The sequence below is a fragment of the Acidiluteibacter sp. genome (assembly GCF_055129545.1).
In genome coordinates, this window is sequence record NZ_JBSRUB010000013.1 from 534,741 (window position 1) to 552,078 (window position 17,338).

Annotated in this window: 17 protein-coding genes; 10 read left to right on the forward strand and 7 right to left on the reverse strand. The window is 33.8% G+C overall.

Annotated elements, in window-relative coordinates:
• The first annotated feature begins 53 nt into the window (after nt 1–53).
• Nucleotides 54–3,161 (forward strand): FG-GAP-like repeat-containing protein, encoded by a 3,108-nt coding sequence (locus ACTB0X_RS08325; protein WP_463024536.1) that lies wholly within the window; start codon nt 54–56, stop codon nt 3,159–3,161.
• Between the two features lie 9 nt (nt 3,162–3,170).
• Here ACTB0X_RS08325 and ACTB0X_RS08330 read toward each other — a convergent pair whose 3' ends face one another.
• The gene (locus tag ACTB0X_RS08330) at nt 3,171–3,878 is read right to left on the reverse strand and encodes a sulfotransferase family protein (protein WP_463024537.1); all 708 of its coding nucleotides are present in this window, start codon (nt 3,876–3,878) and stop codon (nt 3,171–3,173) included.
• A 361-nt stretch (nt 3,879–4,239) separates the two neighbouring features.
• On the opposite strand from ACTB0X_RS08330, the gene ACTB0X_RS08335 reads away from it, so the two are divergent.
• From ACTB0X_RS08335 to ACTB0X_RS08360, 6 genes are all read left to right on the forward strand, one after another.
• Entirely contained in the window at nt 4,240–4,836 is a 597-nt protein-coding gene (locus ACTB0X_RS08335; protein ID WP_463024538.1) for a hypothetical protein, read from the forward strand.
• 87 nt (nt 4,837–4,923) lie between these two features.
• On the forward strand, nt 4,924–5,205 hold the full coding sequence (locus tag ACTB0X_RS08340; protein ID WP_463024539.1) for a lasso peptide biosynthesis PqqD family chaperone: 282 nt from the start codon (nt 4,924–4,926) through the stop codon (nt 5,203–5,205).
• An 80-nt stretch (nt 5,206–5,285) separates the two neighbouring features.
• A complete protein-coding gene (locus ACTB0X_RS08345; protein WP_463024540.1) occupies nt 5,286–6,188 on the forward strand; it encodes a hypothetical protein in 903 nt (300 codons plus the stop codon).
• The gene (locus tag ACTB0X_RS08350) at nt 6,181–7,023 is read left to right on the forward strand and encodes a sulfotransferase domain-containing protein (protein ID WP_463024541.1); all 843 of its coding nucleotides are present in this window, start codon (nt 6,181–6,183) and stop codon (nt 7,021–7,023) included. The genes ACTB0X_RS08345 and ACTB0X_RS08350 overlap by 8 nt, the downstream gene beginning before the upstream one ends.
• Nucleotides 7,020–8,912 (forward strand): asparagine synthase-related protein, encoded by a 1,893-nt coding sequence (locus ACTB0X_RS08355; protein WP_463024542.1) that lies wholly within the window; start codon nt 7,020–7,022, stop codon nt 8,910–8,912. Before ACTB0X_RS08350 ends, ACTB0X_RS08355 begins: the two co-directional genes overlap by 4 nt.
• Nucleotides 8,896–9,066: a hypothetical protein gene (locus ACTB0X_RS08360; protein ID WP_463024543.1), complete on the forward strand. Its 171-nt coding sequence runs from the start codon at nt 8,896–8,898 to the stop codon at nt 9,064–9,066. The genes ACTB0X_RS08355 and ACTB0X_RS08360 overlap by 17 nt, the downstream gene beginning before the upstream one ends.
• A gap of 13 nt (nt 9,067–9,079) precedes the next feature.
• On the opposite strand, the gene ACTB0X_RS08365 is transcribed toward ACTB0X_RS08360, so the two are convergent.
• Nucleotides 9,080–9,358: a PqqD family peptide modification chaperone gene (locus ACTB0X_RS08365; RefSeq protein ID WP_463024544.1), complete on the reverse strand. Its 279-nt coding sequence runs from the start codon at nt 9,356–9,358 to the stop codon at nt 9,080–9,082.
• 275 nt (nt 9,359–9,633) lie between these two features.
• On the opposite strand from ACTB0X_RS08365, the gene ACTB0X_RS08370 reads away from it, so the two are divergent.
• From ACTB0X_RS08370 to ACTB0X_RS08380, 3 genes are all read left to right on the forward strand, one after another.
• Nucleotides 9,634–10,065 (forward strand): hypothetical protein, encoded by a 432-nt coding sequence (locus tag ACTB0X_RS08370; RefSeq protein WP_463024545.1) that lies wholly within the window; start codon nt 9,634–9,636, stop codon nt 10,063–10,065.
• Nucleotides 10,066–10,418: 353 nt separating this feature from the next.
• Nucleotides 10,419–10,847 (forward strand): hypothetical protein, encoded by a 429-nt coding sequence (locus ACTB0X_RS08375; RefSeq protein WP_463024546.1) that lies wholly within the window; start codon nt 10,419–10,421, stop codon nt 10,845–10,847.
• Nucleotides 10,848–10,858: 11 nt separating this feature from the next.
• Nucleotides 10,859–11,767: a hypothetical protein gene (locus tag ACTB0X_RS08380; RefSeq protein ID WP_463024547.1), complete on the forward strand. Its 909-nt coding sequence runs from the start codon at nt 10,859–10,861 to the stop codon at nt 11,765–11,767.
• Here the strand turns inward: ACTB0X_RS08380 and ACTB0X_RS08385 are convergent.
• Genes ACTB0X_RS08385 through ACTB0X_RS08405 form a run of 5 tightly spaced genes read right to left on the reverse strand, consistent with a single transcriptional unit; the run spans nt 11,754 to nt 17,304 of the window.
• Nucleotides 11,754–12,752: a glycosyltransferase family protein gene (locus ACTB0X_RS08385; RefSeq protein WP_463024548.1), complete on the reverse strand. Its 999-nt coding sequence runs from the start codon at nt 12,750–12,752 to the stop codon at nt 11,754–11,756. The genes ACTB0X_RS08380 and ACTB0X_RS08385 overlap by 14 nt on opposite strands.
• A gap of 1 nt (nt 12,753) precedes the next feature.
• The gene (locus ACTB0X_RS08390; protein ID WP_463024549.1) at nt 12,754–13,365 is read right to left on the reverse strand and encodes an aspartyl/asparaginyl beta-hydroxylase domain-containing protein; all 612 of its coding nucleotides are present in this window, start codon (nt 13,363–13,365) and stop codon (nt 12,754–12,756) included.
• A 51-nt stretch (nt 13,366–13,416) separates the two neighbouring features.
• Nucleotides 13,417–14,433 carry a hypothetical protein gene (locus ACTB0X_RS08395; protein WP_463024550.1) on the reverse strand — a complete coding sequence of 339 codons (1,017 nt, stop codon included), beginning with the start codon at nt 14,431–14,433 and terminating at the stop codon, nt 13,417–13,419.
• A gap of 13 nt (nt 14,434–14,446) precedes the next feature.
• Nucleotides 14,447–16,132 (reverse strand): ABC transporter ATP-binding protein, encoded by a 1,686-nt coding sequence (locus ACTB0X_RS08400; protein WP_463024551.1) that lies wholly within the window; start codon nt 16,130–16,132, stop codon nt 14,447–14,449.
• Entirely contained in the window at nt 16,129–17,304 is a 1,176-nt protein-coding gene (locus tag ACTB0X_RS08405; RefSeq protein WP_463024552.1) for a nucleotidyltransferase domain-containing protein, read from the reverse strand. The genes ACTB0X_RS08400 and ACTB0X_RS08405 overlap by 4 nt, the downstream gene beginning before the upstream one ends.
• Between the last annotated feature and the right edge of the window lie 34 nt (nt 17,305–17,338).

Genomic DNA, 17,338 nt, shown 5'->3' on the forward strand with positions numbered 1-17,338 from the left:
CATAATTTTAAAAGTAGCAAAGAAAATGCTAAAATTGCTATTTTAATATCAAAATGAGTTTTTACAAAAAGAAATTACTTTTAATTATTATTCTAGTTCTTGGAATAGCTATTTCCTTTTGGACAGGTTCTCGATACCCACAATTGAATACCAAAGCTTTAATGGGTGCTGATAGCCCTAGTATGGGAATAAGTTTTGATGTGGTGAAAGAGGTTCAACCCGAAGATTCCATTCTTGAAAAAGTAGTTTACAACACTATTAATTGGATGGACACCAATAAAAAGGGGATGACTTTCGGTTTTTTGTTTGGTGCAGCATTTATTCTATTATTTTCTTTACTTAAAGACGTAAATGTAAAAAGTAGATTTCTAAATACGGCCATTGGGTCTATTATCGGAGCTCCTTTGGGAGTTTGTGTCAATTGTGCGGCTCCAATAGCTAAAGGGATGAAGGATGCAGGGGCAAAATCGGAGACGGCTTTGGCCACCATGATTACCTCTCCTACCATGAATATTATTGTATTGTCGATGCTTTTTGCCTTTTTGCCAATTTACATGGTGTGGTTGAAAATTAGTTTTACATTGGCATTGATTTTTATCGTTATTCCATTGGTAGCAAATCTATTTAAAGAGAAGAGTCCCGTTATTCCGAAGAACTCAACTGTTCCTATTCCGGCCTTTAATTTAGAGAATGATCCTTCTGAAAAGTTGCTTCCGCACAGTTGGATGGAGGCCTTCGGTTGGACATTCAAATCTTATTTAAAGAGTTTGTGGTTTATTGTAAAAACTACACTTCCACTAATGATATTGGCAGGATTACTTGGGAATCTTCTAATCAGTATTTTGCCTTTAGAAGATTTAGTCGATTTGGTAAAAAACCTTTCTTCAACTGAGAAGATTGTTTACATGATGGCAATTGCCTTATTTGCGACTTTCCTTCCTGTACCAATTGCGTTTGATGTGATCATCACCACTATTCTTTGGTCAGCCGGATTGCATACTCGTTTTGCGATGATACTATTGTTTTGCTTGGGTACTTACAGCATTTATTCAAGCTTTGTTGTAGCTAAGTCATTTTCTTTTAAGTTGGCAACCTTACTCTTTTTTATTGTAGCGGGTTTTGGTTTTTTAGCAGGAATTTTTGGGCATTATTTCGAAAAGGAATTGGGAGTTAATTATCGATTGGAGAACTATGCGGTACTAAAAGCATCGGATGTTCCAATGAATTACATTCGAGTTCATGATGATATTGATAGAGGGCTGACTTATGAAGAGCTAACTCCATTTTTTAATGAGCGAGAAGTAAGAACTGAGGTTTTTCAGGAAGGCTCTGTTCGGTTATTCCAGATTCCATTTTTAGCTAAGAATAAATCAAAAGAAAAAAATAAATTTAGGTCTATTGAAGGTCTTGAAAAGGGTCTTGTAGTGCCTTATCAATTTTCTGTAAAAGAAATTCGCGAACCCTTTGCAAATCCCAGGAGTATTGCTTCAGGCGATGTGCATAACGATGGTTATCCGGATTTGTTGATCAGTTCTGCAGAAGACCTCTATCTATATGCGAATATTAATGGGAAGGAGTTTAAAGCACAAAAGTTGATCAATTTAAAGGAAAAGGGCGTTTTTAATGCTGCTTTGGTTGACTTCAATAACGATGGTTGGTTAGATATTTTTGTCAGTTCGTATCGTAATGGGAATTATATTATCGTCAATGATTCAGCGCGATTTAAAACTGATTCAATGATCCGCCTACCGCAGCTTGATGGAATGATATTAACCATCTCTCCTGGGTTTGCAGACGTAAATAAGGATGGATTAATAGACATTGTTTTGGGCAACTGGTCGATCGGTTCGCTGGGAGCTGCCGATTACGCGATGAAAGAAGCCCGAAACTTTCAGTTAATTAATCGAGAGGACTTCAAATTTGATCTTGAGCCATTAGTTGGTGCTGATGGGGAGACCTTAAGTTTGCTCTTAGCGGATTTTAATGACGATGGAAATACAGATGCAATTGTGGGGAATGATTTTAATACACCTGATTTTTACTATTTAGGCGCTAAGCAAGGTGGCTTTGAAAAGGTTAATGATCCCGAAAAATTAGTAGAAAAATCGACGCTAACGACCATGAGTGTGACTACTGCTGATATTAATAATGACTTAATTTCTGAGGTTTTACAAGTTCAAATAGATCGTGTAACGCCTGGCACAAGGACGATGGATATTAATACGATTTGTGGAGGAATTCAGGATAATTATTCAAAGCAAAAATGTATTGAAATATTTGAGCTTCAACAAGTATTTCACAAATCATCTGTGACTAAAAACTATGAGATTTGTCCAGAAGAGTATAAGGCAGATTGTATAGCTTCAGAGTTAATTACTTCGAATGCGCAAAAGGGCAGAAGTATTGTTAAAGATCCTTGTACTTACTTTGGCGATCAATGGGCCGATTTTAAATATGTTTGTGCAATACAGCAGCAAGATAATCCGCCATATCCAAGCGTAAAAGAAGGAACGTACCAAGATAAAGTGCAGGGCGGTATTTTCTTGCAGAAAGATGACAATGGTTTTTTTAAAGAGAAAACGAAACAGTATAATTTACAGAAAACTGGTTGGGGCTGGAATAGTAAATTTTGCGATCTAGATAACGATGAATGGCAGGATTTATATATTGTAAATGGTTTTACATTTCAGAACAGCCAAGAGACGAATATTTTTTATAGAAATATAAATGGAGCTTCATTTCAAGAGCAAACAAAAGATGTCGGCCTCATTAATTATTTACCAACTACTGCTTATACTTATGTTGATTATGATTTGGATGGAGATGTTGATATAATTTCAGCTACATCTTTTGGGCCTATTTCTATCTATGAAAATAACTTCCATGAAAACAATTCAATCGCATTTAGTATTGAGGATTATAGCGGAAATAGAAGCGGAGTTGGTGCTATTATTACCATCTACTATGGAGATGGGAAGCATCAGAAAAGAGAAATCCTTTTAAGCGGAGGTCATAAATCTTTCGATGAAACTAAAGTCTACTTTGGGTTAGGAATTCATCAACAAGTGGATAAAATAGAGGTGAAGTGGAGAACAGGTGATGCCACAGTAATAAACAAATCGTTAATTGCCGGTTCCATGTACACTATTGTTAGAGATTAATAGTTTGATCTAAAGCGATTCAATGAAATGAGTGACATCGTCTTCATAATCGAAAAACTGAATGTCTTTTTGGTATCTGTTTTTTACTTTTATAGCTAGTTCTTTTGTATAATAAACTCTTGTCTCTTTGCGATGTGATTGATTAAAGTGTCCGAGTTCTGGAAGATTAAATCGTTCTGAGATGAGCTTCCAATCTTCATTCAATTGTTCGTATTTGCCAATAAAGTCAACTGCTAGTTGATCTTGAATTAGTAGAAATTTATGTTGTGATTGAAAATGTGCATCAGATAAATGATCAGGTGTTTTACAGACAAAATCGACAAAATCCGGAAAACTAATATCTTGGGGAACAGCTTTTCCATACTTCCAAAAGTTTCGATTGACATCTTTCATTTTAGTTTTCTGTATAAAGCAAGAAACCAAACGATCTAGTGGATTGCGAACAAAGCTAAAGGAGTAATAATCGCTTTGAGGGATTGATTTTAAAGAAATGAAATTCCATGCAGCTTTGTGTGCGCTAACCTCAAATGATAAGTTAGTTTTAGCTGCAAGAGTTTCTTTAATAGAGCGATTGGCCGCTTTCGGAATGGGTACATAGATTAATTTTAACTCATCAACTTTAATCGCTTTTGGTTTGCTGAAAGCATATAAATAGCGCAATAACTTGCCGGGTAATAGTGAAGCAATAATTTTTTTCTGATGAGTGGTAAGTGTCAAGTAAAAACGTTTTATGTTACATATAGATTAAAGGCAGTAAACGGTTATTTTGCTCAAACAAAGTAAGTGTTTTTGAGCTTAGTTTTAAAGGCCAAAAGTCCAAAATATAATTATTCTGAGTCATCTTATTATTAAGTAGGGAATCATAAAAATAGCTTTACAAGCTGAGCCTATTTTTACGATTTTTAATTCAATTTTACATTTAAATCAAAGTTGATACTTTTAAGGTTTAGTCGTATTTTGTTCCGAATTTTATATCATTATTTAGAGGTATTATTTTTATCAAGTAATTTACAGTTAGTTGCTTACTAATTGGCAAATGAGTTCAATTTCAATCTGTCAAAATTATTAAAATTCAAGAATGATAAGTAGCACAATAGCGTTCAAACACAATCCAAAATGGTCAGAAGAATTCAAAGAGAAGGGGTTTGTTGTTTTAAGAGACGTCATCTCTTCTCAAACCATAGCAATGCTCGCTAATTATTATTGGTTTTTGATGCGTCACCAAAAGTTGGAACGATTTCCTGCTTCACTCGGAAAATATGGAGACCTTTTAAGCGAAAGTTTACTAGTAGGCTATCAGAAACTCTTTGAAGAAATAGGTGGTTGTTCTTTGTATCCAAGTTTTTCTTTTATGCGATTGTATTATCGAAATAGCTCATTAGAGAAACATAAAGATCGAGTTGGGAGTGAGTTTGCAGTTTCTATAGCAATAGATTACGATACAGAAGATAGTTGGCCTTTACATGTAGAAGATTTGAATAGAAAAGAGCACGCTTTGAAACTAAATAGAGGTGATTTAGTTTTGTATAGAGGCTGTGATTTAATGCATTGGCGAGAACCATATCAAGGAAAAAGTTCGCTTCAACTATTTTTGTTTTATGTAGATGCTGAGGGGCCAATGAAGGATTTTAAATTTGACAATCGAAAACAACTAGGAGACCCTTCAATGAGGTAAGTAGTTGTAAAATTGGTGAGAATAAGAGAAATGCCATTAAATGGCTGAAGAAAATAGTAAGTTAGGAATGCTAAAGAAATTAAACAAATGAACCATATTGAATTAAATACTACTATATCTAGAAATTTGGATTTTCTTGTAAGTGAGATGGATGGAAAAATTGTTATGATGAATATTGAAACAGGTAAATATCATGGTTTAGAAGGTGTAGCTGCAACAATTTGGGGTTTTTTGGAGAACTCTACTCAAGTGAAAGCTATTTGTTCGCACCTACAAACTGAATACGATGTTGATGACAAGACTTGCGAAGAAGAAACGATGAACTTCTTGAGGCAAATGGAAGAAAGTGATATGATCATAATTGGGTAATTATCAACTTCCTTAAATTGTACTATTTTGTAACTTATAACTAGTTGCTGTTTCTTCTATTCATTCTTAATCACAAAATTTTGGACATTTATAAGTATCGTGCATTTGGATTAACTACTCGCTCCAATTTTGAATTGTTTTCAATCCCTAGAACGGAAGTACCAGATGTTTGTGATTTAATGATAACAAAACTAGCACGACTATCAAACATGCCTGATGAGTTAGCAGATTCTCCTATTCTAACTAAAACTACTGAAGGTGTTCAGTATCATGTAAATAATATAGCAACATTTTTAATTAGAGAGGACAATCAAATTATAATACAACAGTATGCTGACCAAGATGCTCTTGTTGAGTGCATATTAATGAAAGGGGTGATGTCTGCCTATTTTACATCAAAGGGGTACACCGTTTTTAATGGAGCAGCTGTATTAATTCAAAGTGAAGTACATTTATTGTTGGGCGGCCCCGGGATAGGAATTTCTGCAGTTGCAGCAACCTTTCATAAATTAGGACATTCAGTACTAAGTGATGAGGTAATTGTGCTTAAAATGGATGATAATGGACTATCCTTGATACCATCGTTAACCTATACAAAGTTGTGGGAAGATATGATTAAACAGTTAGGGCTAGGGAATAATACCAAAACTAAAGTACGGCAAGAGTTATCAAAGTTTTATACCGATTTAGCCCCTATTCATGTTCAAAACTCTTACCCGATTTCTAAGACTCTTTTCTTCGAAATAAAATCTACAGGAAAATTGCGCAATGAATGCGCACGACTAAATACCTTTGAGCTTATTGAAATGTTAGGGGAACATGTATTTAAAGGTGCAGCTAATTCATCGAATAATAAATTAGCAAGATTTAAAACACTTACAGCGTTGGCTGCGGGCTATTCAGGCTACAGAATTACTCGTCCAAGGGCAATTTGGCATGTTGAAAAATTTGTGGATTTTATAATATCAAATACGCATGAATAACAATATTGTATGGCTTAGTTCATATCCCAAATCAGGGAGGACTTGGTTGAAAATTATATTGGAAAGTATTTTATTAAACAAGGGTGGTGAGGTAGATATCAATGATTTGAAGTTGACCTCTGCCTTTGCATTTAATAGGGCTTATTTTGATGCTTATTTTGGAGTTCCATCTTCAGATTTGCTTCAAAAAGAGATTGATGCGTTTAAAAGAGAATACCTAGTTGATACTTTTAAAAACGTCAGCGAAAAAAAAATAATTCTAACACATGACAAAAATGAAAAACTTGCTGAAGGGCAACTTTTTCCAAAAGAAATCACGGCATCAGCCATCCAAATTGTTCGAAATCCATTGTCCATTGTAGGGTCATTGGCTAATTATTTAAAACTAACTATTGATGAAAGTATAGACTACATAAATGGAAAATTTCATTCTAAAAGAGGACGCGACTTTTTATCTACCACTCTGGTAAGAAAACCGGAAAGCAGTTGGAGTGAATTTGTAAATTCATGGGTAAATAATGATGGTTATCCTACTTTTGTTTTGAGGTATGAGGATCTGGTTCAAGAGTCATTAGGGACTGTTGATTTACTTCTTAAGTTTTTAAATTATAAAATAGATTCAAAAGTTATATCAGATGCCATTGCAAATTGCAGCTTTCAAAATTTATCAAAAAGTGAGCGTTTAATCGGTTTTAATGAAAAGCCTGCAACGGCTCAAACTTTTTTTAGAAAAGGAAGTATCGACAGTTGGAAAGATGAATTAAATGCCTCTCAAGTAAAAAGAGTGATTGATGTAAATAGTGCGATGATGGCGAAATTTGGTTACGGCTTATGAGTTTAATATACGGTGCTATAGGGTTTGAAAAGTTATCTGAGAATAGTGATGCTGAACTTCTAAGAAAAGAATTAGTCGACTATCCATCTGATGAATTTGATGCTTTACAAGACGATTACTGCTCCATAGGTCTTTTTAGTATTCGACTGAGAAAAGAGCCGTTTCCTCAAGATCGAATTGTACAAAATGAAAATATAATTGTTATAGCTGACGCTCGATTGGATTATCGGGATGAGCTAGTGGATAAAATAGAGATTGAAGGAATTAGTGTTGAAACAACCTCAGACCCCACACTCATATTAACAGCCTATGAAAAATGGGGGAAAAAATGCATCGACCACTTGGAGGGAGATTTTGTTTTTCTAATCTATCATAAGAAGTCAAAAGAGGTGTGGGGAGCACGAGACCCTGTTGGATTTCGACCGTTGTTTTTTGTTCAACAGAAAGACCAGATATTATTTTCTACGAGTATAAAAGGATTGCTATCCATTTCATCTGTTTCCACTCAAATGAATGAGGAGTTCTGGTTAAACAGGGTGCTTTCAATTGATTGTTGCCCATCTGCTAGTCCGCATAAAGATATTCATCAAATCCCAATTGGTCATGAAGTTACATTCAAGAAAGAAGGGTTTGAAATAAAACGATTTTTTTGGTGGAAACGTAAAGTGAGTAAAGTAAAAGGAAAGAATTACGAAGCAGAATTAAAGGCAATTTTAGAGAAAGCCGTTGAAACTAGATTGTATCCAGACTATGGAGTGGGGGCGCAATTAAGTGGTGGGTTAGACTCCTCTGCTGTTGTGGCAATGGCATCTAAGCAATTGGCAAAAAAAGATAGGGAACAGAAATTATGGACTGTAAGCTCTGTTGCTCCTGAACAAGTTCGACACCCAAGAGATGAACGACCTTGGGTTAATTCTTTTAGTTCACATTTTGAGAATGTAGAAACTACCTTTTTTACGCCTGATTTGAATCAAATGGTTAATAACGAGGATTATTCATTGTTTGCCTTTTTGCGATTTAGAAGAACTCCTTCATTTTTTATAGAACGTAAATTCCAACGTCATTTAGAAAATAAAAACTGTAAAACAATTTTAACAGGATGGAGAGGAGATTATTATATTACAAGGCACGCAAATTACTCATGGAATGAGATAGTTTTGAATGGAGAGTTTGGTTTTTTATTTAAGAACTTGAATAAAGCGAGTAAGTGGAGAGGGGTTTCTTCTTTTAAATTGATTAAAAGAATATTAAAAAAGAATAGACCTTTTAAGGGGCCATTTGCAGACTCTATGGATTTATTCAATGAAAACTGGTTGGATAAAAATAGGGTGAGAATAGAAGAACATCTTGCAAAAGGTGTTAAAAGAGAGAGGATGGATATGGAATGGGATTTTAATCAAACCTTACCACAGGGTGGTAAAGAACTGCTCTATTATATGGAAGATGTTTCAATCATAAACAAAAAACCCACCTATACTTTGCATCCGCTTTCAGATCGCAGAGTGATCTCTTACGCATTAAATTTACCGGCTCAAGAGTATGAAAAAGATGGAATGGATAGAAGCTTATTTCGAAGAGCAATGAAAGATACACTACCTGAAAGGATTAGAATGAGAGTGGATAAAGGACTATTTGATTATGAGGAAAAAGAGCAACTAAAAATCATCATGAATAATTTATTTCAAAAAAATAGCAGCTTATTTGAGCAGTCAACTCTATCTCAATATATTAATTTAAAGGTTGTTTTCTCAATAATAGAAGATTATTTAGAACGGAAAAATAGTTTTGTTACATTTAAGGTAGCACAATCGTTAAATATTATCGGTTATTTGCTTTACTTTGTGCATGTAAACAAATATAAAGAAACGACAAATGGAAAAAGGAACTAAATCTGAACAGAATTCGATAGCGGTTAATAATAAGCGAGTTTGGACTACACCGGAAATAGTTGATTTGAATGTTGGTGAGGCTACGCAAAACGTAGCTGTGAAAACCGCATCAGCTCCTGATGGTGGTCCTTCTTTTTCTGACTACAACAGTTAATTTTAGTAACAGCTTAGTCAACTAGAATCATTTTCCGGTCAAGCAGCTGTTGTAGAAAAATAATTGTTTCTTTTTGACACGTTTCCGCATCAATTGCAAAGTCATTTAGTAATTTGTCGATTATTTTTTTCGCTTCAATTGGTTCGTCAAGAAGTTCCCAGACTGCTTTCCCAATTGGATTCATTCCATAGTATTTACCATCTTCGATAGACATTAAAGCAAGAGAGTCTTCTAGGTTTGCTTCCAAAAGAGTATCCGATTTTTTTATTATTGCGTCTATTTCAATTTTCATAATTTATTATGTGTTAATTGGATTCAAAAGTAATTAAGAATTTTATTTTTTAAGAAAAATAAAGCTATCCCTTATCTCTACTTACAAACATTTAATTTCCAGAGTCTATTCGAAATCAATTTTATTGAGATTGAAGTTGAATCAATTTGTAGTGAAAAGCTAGATAATGAAATCCTTTTTATCATCTTTGTAATGCTGTGGAAAATAACTTGATATACACCATCGTTTTTACGCTTTTTCTACTGTGGTTTATAATATGCGTTATCTATGCTATTATGCCAATGTGGCTTGGTAGTTTAGGGAAACTGTTGCATCGATATGGCTGGATAAGACAATGGGCAATGTATACCAAGCAGTTTAATAATGAGGATTTTAATGCAGTTTTTTTATCTGATGTTGTAGATAAAAATGATGAGCTTACTTGGTATGAGATCGATGATAATTTCAATAGTTTTTCAAAATTAGTCTATCACCCAAATTTCAGGAAAGACTTTTTTGTTTCTAAATGCTTAAGAAAGATAACGGCTACCAGAAGAAACAATGTTGGAACAGAAGTTAATTTGGAAGTTTTTCAATACCTGTGCTCTGTATTGACCACTTATCCGAATAGTAGCAATTCCAATTATAGAAAGATAAAAATCATGAAATTTGAAGAGAATAAAGAGCCTGAAGTAGTAATCATCTCAGATTTTATCGCCTTATCATAACGATCGCAGAAACTTTCTTTTGGACTTCGATGATTTTGTCGATTGGATTAATTCAAGAGTACTTGGAGAATTTAGCACTGTTTATAAAACATCCTGCTATTCTAAATCATTCATTAGATAATAGGATTATTCATTCTAAACGAGCTTCTTTTTTTAAAACATTCTACAATTCTTCCTTCATATGGGTTTTAGTTGTCTTGCAGCTCTTTTTGTCAATTGCTTTATTGGTAACTAATTTGTTTCACCAAGTTAACTTTCTGATTCCTTTATGTATTTTAGTTATAGATGTGCTTACTTTTTTTAGGTTTAGGTATTTACCTTCTTCCTATAAGCCCCTTCAACGCATTTTTATTTTGGCATTAGTTATCCATTACTATTTTGAACAAGAGGCTTTTTCCCAACTTTCATTTCTTGTCATTGCAGTATTTTTGAGTTTGGCTTATGTTGCGGCTGGTTATCAGAAGCTAACTAGTCAGGAGTGGAAGAATGGGTTCGTAATGAGCAAGATGTTTGATGAGATTAAATTGCCCATACTAAAAAACTCTAACTTTTTAAAGTGGATGGGGTATGGTGTTATTTTGTTTGAAGTCAGTTTTCCTTTAGTTTTTAGCCATTTGTTTCTGCTTTCTGCATATTTAATTATTGGCTTTTGTTTACACGCTTTTCTATATTTTAAATACCATTACAGCTTCTTTTTTTGGACATTTATTAGCGGTTATTTTGCCGTAATTTATTTGTTTCAAAATGGTGTGAATTTCTATTTTTATAATTTTATCAAGTAGCAGAATCTAAGATGTATTATTACACCATTTACGGTTTATTTATCCAGTCAGAAATTGAAATAACAGCTTTTCAAGAGGTAAATCAATTTGCTTCTAATACTGATGTTTATGCCATAGAATACGCAGAAGTAAGCTACATAGGATATGATTTTATTGATGATTTTGTAATTCGAGAATACACTAATGATGGAATTTTATATGTAATTAAAGATGTTGTAGCATTTTTAATTACTGAAAAACGAATGAAGATTTTTCCATTGGTCGACAATAAGAAAGTTTGGCAATCCTATTTAATAGGAGGAGCAATGTCAATCATTTTGATTCAGAAAGGGTTTTTTCTATTGCATGGAAGTGCTGTAGAGTCTAACGATTCGGCCTTTTTATTTTTAGGACTTTCAGGAGTAGGAAAATCATCTCTGGTTGCAGGGTTAGACCTACGTGGATTTAATATCATTACAGATGATATATGCGCTATTTCCAAAGTTGATGACGACTTATTTATTAGTGATGGTACCAAGCAAGTAAGACTATTAAAAGATGCTGTTAAGTCTCTAAATATAGAAAATGTAACCGCTTTAGACCATCCAATTACCCAACCAAAGTATGGATATAATTTTTCTAGAAAGCCGATAGGGTATAAAACTAAAGTGATGCAAATTGTAGAGCTCGTTGTGGATGAAAGTATGACCGAGGAGATTTGTTTAGAGAAAATTGACTCTTTCGGAAAAATTGAACTTTTGAAAGGGAATATCTATAAAGAGGATCTAGCAAAAACATTGAAAGCCCATACACAGAACTTTCAGTTTATGATGCTTTCTGCAAACGAAATAGCGTGTTATAGAATTAAGAGAAGGAACAAACACTATGATCTGGGTAGTCTGGTTGAGTTTGTACAGCAGAGAATCATTATGGCCGACTAGCGCTAGAGTTCTTATCAAATAGTGATTGTAACTCTTCCTTCTTTAGATTAAATGTCGACTCTGTTTCATTAAAAAATAGTTGTTCATTAATTCCACAGTCTTTTAGTCTGTCATTTATCCAATTCAAAATAGAGTCATCTTTTAAGTCTGACACTCCATTTGGAATTTTAAGTTGCATAGGATGTTCAAAGTTAGTGTGGTAATGAAGCATATTTATTTCACCATTCTCAATTTTAGTTAATGCTTCAGTACTATTTGTTTCTTTTAGTAAATGAAAGTTATATCCATGTGGTAAAACCTTTACAGATAGTTCCATGGCAGCAATGGTGGCAGAAAGAACAGACTGTTCTAAAAAGAAGTCACCTTTAGTAGGTTTTAGCTGGTTTTGCATTACAATGCCAAAATTTTCTTTCCATTTCTCGAATAAGCCTAACTTTCTTTTTGCCGCAATTAAGCCTGCATTATAGTATTGTAGTATTTTTTCAGAGTTGCTAAGCGTAATGTAGGATTGCTTTTTTACTCGTGTTAAACGGTATAACTCTTCCCAATAATTGGCATTTTCGTCTTTGCCATTGGTTCCTATTCCTTTTAGTGCAACATGCTGCATTGCAATATCTTCTTTTGCAAGTATTAATTCATCCAAGTTTCCCAAAACTAGTTGATCACTATCACAAAAGATTAAAATGTCTTCTTCTAGCTGTTTTTCAAAGTATGCACAGGTAATTATTTTGTTGGCAAATGCATACGTTTCGTATTTATCATTGAGGTGCTCGTAGTGGTGTGATACATTCAGTTTATTGAATAATTCTAATGTGTTCGCTGAGATATTTTTTCCTTTCCTTGGTGCTAAGCTATAGATGGGAGAGTCTTTTAAAGTTCCCCCAAATTTTCTAAGACTTTTTGCAAATAGCACGGATTTTTTTTCAAGCATTCCTTTTTCGGAGCAGATCATAAAGGCTACTGAAGGCAGTGTAAGTTTGCTCACTTTAATATTGCTGATTTATTTGTTCCTGAATAATAACTGACTGTTCATTGAAATTTAAATATTCGAATATAAGGTGAATACGATCTGTATTTCCTCCGTTGGCTGCAGAGTGCACAGCAGCGTTGTTAACCTCGTATGCTTCTCCAGCTTTTAAATGATATTTAATACCATCAACATAAAAAAAGGCTCCTTTATTAGTCTGCAGTGGGATGTGAATTTTATGAGGAATTGATCCTGTTTTGTCGCCGTCTGTGTGGGGAGAAATAAAACTTTTTGGTGAAAGCTTCGCCAACATTACTCGTGTATAAACTCCTTTTTCATAAGCGTAAGGTTTGGTAGCTTCCTCTAATATTGGCAATAAAATAGGCTTGAATTCTTCCCATTTAGTATAGCTGGTATATTGAAATGGAATGGTTTGCTTATTTGAAAAGCGAAGAATTATATGTTGAGTTGAGTTTAATGCACTCTTAGGTCTTTTGTTATAATTTGCATTAAAATCCTCTTCAGTATCCCAGTCTTTGTTGGTTAGTAATTTTAGTTTTTCTAACAACTGCTTTATATTAACCTTGCCCAATTCTCGAATTGAAGCCGTTTTGTTGTTGTTTGTTTCCACTCTTCTGTAGTATTAAAAATAAACTGCTACTTTATCTTGATAAAGCAATAATTAATTGATTTTTTGTGTTAAACAATCCTCAGCCATAAGTTCAGTCATAATTTTATTCAATCCTAATTGCATGAAAGCTGCTTTTTTAACTACGTCAACTGTTTTTGATTTCCCATTAAACAGTCTTAGATGCATAAGTATTATCGGAGTTAGTAATTTGTAATTCGGTGATTTTTTCCATTTTTCTTCGTTAAAGATAAGATAATCAGGCAAAATATGATCATTGAAAGATATGGCTGAATTTTTAAGTGAAGTTTGAAGCTTTTCGAAAGTTTGACCCAATTCAATTTTAAGTTCTTCAACACTTAACGATTGAAACATAGCGCTACATTCTTTATAAAAAGCAACTTCATTGTTATGCCAACTGCCCCATACCTTTTTGTATTTTGATTCATTAATTTCACCTGATGCATTCTCAATAATGGAAGAGAGCGATTTTAACTCTTTTGGGATATTATCTATTTCTGAAATTCCCATTTTTTTCGCTACCAATAAAGATAAATGTTTATCTATAAATAAATTGAGTTGTTTGGCTTTGTCCCAAAATGCTAAACCGTGATCTAAACTAACAGAACTGCATTGGTGAAGTCCACAGATATCAGATCTGTATTTATAAACAGTGCAATTGCCATTTTTTAGAAAAGAGCATTTCAGTGCTGTTGTTTGCTCCTGAGTAACTAACGTTTCTTTTTCTCTCGAAAGTTGAAATGCTTTGTTATAGTTGCTTGAAGGCAATATTCCAAAAGGAGTTACCCCTAATCTTTGGTCAATCCTATCTAAAATCAATTGGCTGCCTGAAGCCAATTCGTCACTTGAATCGCCTAAAATACTTCCTGTTATAAAGTTGGTCAAACTAGGTTGATAATCGCAGCATTTTGTATTAAAACGTATTAATGACTGATGGCTGCAAAAAGAGCAATTTCTACAATCAACAAACTCTTCGTTTGGTATCTCTAATTCACCAACTTCCTTCAGTAATTCGTGATATACAATAGAAATGTTCTCTTTAAAATGCATAAGAAAATATAGATTACAGATTTATTACATGATCCGCCAAATCAACCAGTTTAGAGCGATGTGCAACTATAATAATAGTCATTTTTCCTGATAATTGTCCAAGTGCTTCTTTAATCAGGTTCTCACTTTTATCGTCAACAGCACTAGTGGCTTCATCTAAGATTAATAGCTGAGGTTTTCTTATTAATGCTCTTGCTAAGGCTATTCGTTGACGTTCTCCGCCTGATAAATTAGTTCCTCGATCACCAACTAACGTGTCTAACCCGTTTGGCAATTGCTGAATAAATTCAAATGCGCCTGCTTGTTTTAAGGCTATTTCAATTTCTTCAGTAGTGGCATTAGGTTTTGCCCAGGTTAGGTTTTCTAGAATACTCGTATGGAATAGGAATGCATCTTGAGGAACAAAAGCGATTTGACTTCTCCATTGGTTTTGGTCGATTTGGTTCAACGAAATACCGTCAACAAATAGTTCACCCTTCGTTGGTTGCTGCAAGGAAAGTATTAAATCTATTAAAGTGCTTTTTCCAACTCCAGAAGGTCCAAGTAGAGCGGTTGTTTTATTTGCAGGAATAGAAAAGCTGAGCTGATTAAACAATAGATTCTCTCCATAAGAAAACGATACCGATTGTACTTTTATCTCTTTCTGTAACCGATCAAAAGCTTGGCCTATTTGGGTTTGTTCTTCTTTGTCTAACTGATCAATTGTATCCAACGTAGTTTCAAATGAAGGCAGGTTGTTTAGGATTTGTTGAAAATTATTTACCATACTACTCACTTTAGGCAGGAGTCGTGCAAAAATAAAAATGAGCAATAACACTTCTGTAATCGGAATTTCCAAAAGCTCTAATGCTACGTAGATGTAACCCACAACTACTAATGCTGCTAGCAATTCAAAGAATAGTTTTGTTTTTCCACTTGTTTTCACAAAAAGGATGTTCTGCTTTTCTGAGATCTCACTTTTTTGCTCAAAATCTATTAAATGAGCCGCTTCTTTTTGGTAGCTTTTTACCAACTTCAATGCACTCAGATGCTCCAAGATAATGGAATGCATGGCTTTGTTGTGTTTTACTGCAGTTCCGCCTAGTTTGTATGTTTTTTTATTGATGGGTTCATTTAAAAGCAAGAGTAAGCCAATTGGAATAATGGACAAAATAGTGAGTTGAAATGAAAGCATAAAGGAAAGTGCCAAATACACCATTATGAGAATAAGGGCTCCCACTAATTGGACACATTGATTACTGATTGACGAAAATTTCCGAATTTCTATGGTTAGAATTTCTTGGAGGTCACTTTGCTTCATTCGTTGGATTGAACTCCAGGATGAAAATGTAATTTTCTTAAAAAGGATATTCCTCCATTTCAATACAATACTTTGATTAATGATGGTATTGTTAACGGTTTGAGCATAATTTAAAAACGCAAAAAAGCTCATTACTAAGAGGTAAATAATCAATACATTAATTACAGAAATAGCAACTCCAGTGGTTTCAAAAGTTTGATTGATGAGTTGAACCAAATGACTATTGGATTCTTCCATTTGGGAAATACCTGCAAGGCTCAATAAAGGAATAATAAATAGTAAGCCAACGCCAGTAGTTAAACCTTTGAAAATAAGAATCACCAATGCGATGAGTGCATTCTTCTTCACAATCTTCAGAAGAAGAACTAGATTCCTAAATGCAATTACGAGGCGATTCATTGTTTTTTTGTTGGGTGAATGATGTATCTCCAAAACCAAAAGACTGGTCGAAGCCAAAAGTAGCCGAAAAAGAGTGAATCTGGTAATTTAATGAGCTGAAAATCATTAATTGAATATAATTTGAAATAGGATAGTTTATACTGAATTCGATTACTGAGTTTCAATTTGTAATTCAGTATTTTCAGATAGTTTGAAATAGATGTTTTTTGAGAATAGGTGTCTTCCTCAATAATTATTAGACGAGAAGTTTCAACTAATTTTTGAATAACTTTATTCTGTCGATAATGTTCTTGAATTACTTTAGGAGCAGGAAGTTTAAATAGTATTTCTATCAAAATAAGTCCTTGAACTAAAGTGCGATCAACTCCTAATTCTTGAGACTCTTTCAGTATTTTCTCCCAGTCGTATTTTATTTTTTGAGTTAAAGTTGCTAACTCCAATAGCCAATACAATAGATACCATTGATGTTTTGAGCCATGTGCGCATAAATAGAGCAAAAGGTGTTTATTGGAAAGACAGTTGATAGTAGTTTTCCCAACGACCATTGGTGTGCTGTCCCATAATAATTCATCAAAAGTGAGGGGAAGCAAGTGTCTATTGGCAAATAATCGCCAGTGAATTTCAATTTGAATCTTCTTCTTAGGATGAAAGAAGGCCAATTGATTGTTGGATTTTAGAAATGCTTTTTTCTGTTTTTTGCTCAGTGAGTTGAAAGGATAAGAATTGATGTAGCCTTGTTTTTCTATTTCTACAATGCATTTTTCTAACTGCTCCTCCTTTATTAGAAGATCAATATCTCTGGAGTTTTTGGCTGCAAAATCCCCGTAGATTTGTTTGGAGGCAATTGGCCCTTTAAGTGGAATGACAAAAATGGATAGTTGGTTGAATGCTTCGCAGATTAAACTAATTTCTGCGGTAAAAGAGAGCATTGTTACAGTTGCTTTTTTATTACGGTTACTTAACTGATTACTTTGTTCTGACGTTGTTGCAATCTTTTGTTCATTAATTGCCTTTTCAATGACTTTAGTTATCCGGTTTTTCTTCGCTAAATTAATTACATTGTCCAATTGATTGGACTCAATTGTTAACCCTTCAGATTTAAACGACGAATTACATATTTGCAGCAATACCTCAATTGATGAAAAGCGATGTATTTTTTTAGTAGTATTCAAATCAATTTATGAGCTATTACTTAAGTTAAAACTG

Coding starts and splice junctions, on each gene's coding strand:
- ACTB0X_RS08380 (WP_463024547.1), top strand. CDS start 10,859: ATGTATTATTACACCATTTACGGTTTATTTATCCAGTCAGAAATTGAA.
- ACTB0X_RS08325 (WP_463024536.1), top strand. CDS start 54: ATGAGTTTTTACAAAAAGAAATTACTTTTAATTATTATTCTAGTTCTT.
- ACTB0X_RS08400 (WP_463024551.1), bottom strand. CDS start 16,132: ATGAATCGCCTCGTAATTGCATTTAGGAATCTAGTTCTTCTTCTGAAG.
- ACTB0X_RS08395 (WP_463024550.1), bottom strand. CDS start 14,433: ATGCATTTTAAAGAGAACATTTCTATTGTATATCACGAATTACTGAAG.
- ACTB0X_RS08370 (WP_463024545.1), top strand. CDS start 9,634: ATGCCAATGTGGCTTGGTAGTTTAGGGAAACTGTTGCATCGATATGGC.
- ACTB0X_RS08340 (WP_463024539.1), top strand. CDS start 4,924: ATGAACCATATTGAATTAAATACTACTATATCTAGAAATTTGGATTTT.
- ACTB0X_RS08360 (WP_463024543.1), top strand. CDS start 8,896: ATGGAAAAAGGAACTAAATCTGAACAGAATTCGATAGCGGTTAATAAT.
- ACTB0X_RS08350 (WP_463024541.1), top strand. CDS start 6,181: ATGAATAACAATATTGTATGGCTTAGTTCATATCCCAAATCAGGGAGG.
- ACTB0X_RS08355 (WP_463024542.1), top strand. CDS start 7,020: ATGAGTTTAATATACGGTGCTATAGGGTTTGAAAAGTTATCTGAGAAT.
- ACTB0X_RS08365 (WP_463024544.1), bottom strand. CDS start 9,358: ATGAAAATTGAAATAGACGCAATAATAAAAAAATCGGATACTCTTTTG.
- ACTB0X_RS08335 (WP_463024538.1), top strand. CDS start 4,240: ATGATAAGTAGCACAATAGCGTTCAAACACAATCCAAAATGGTCAGAA.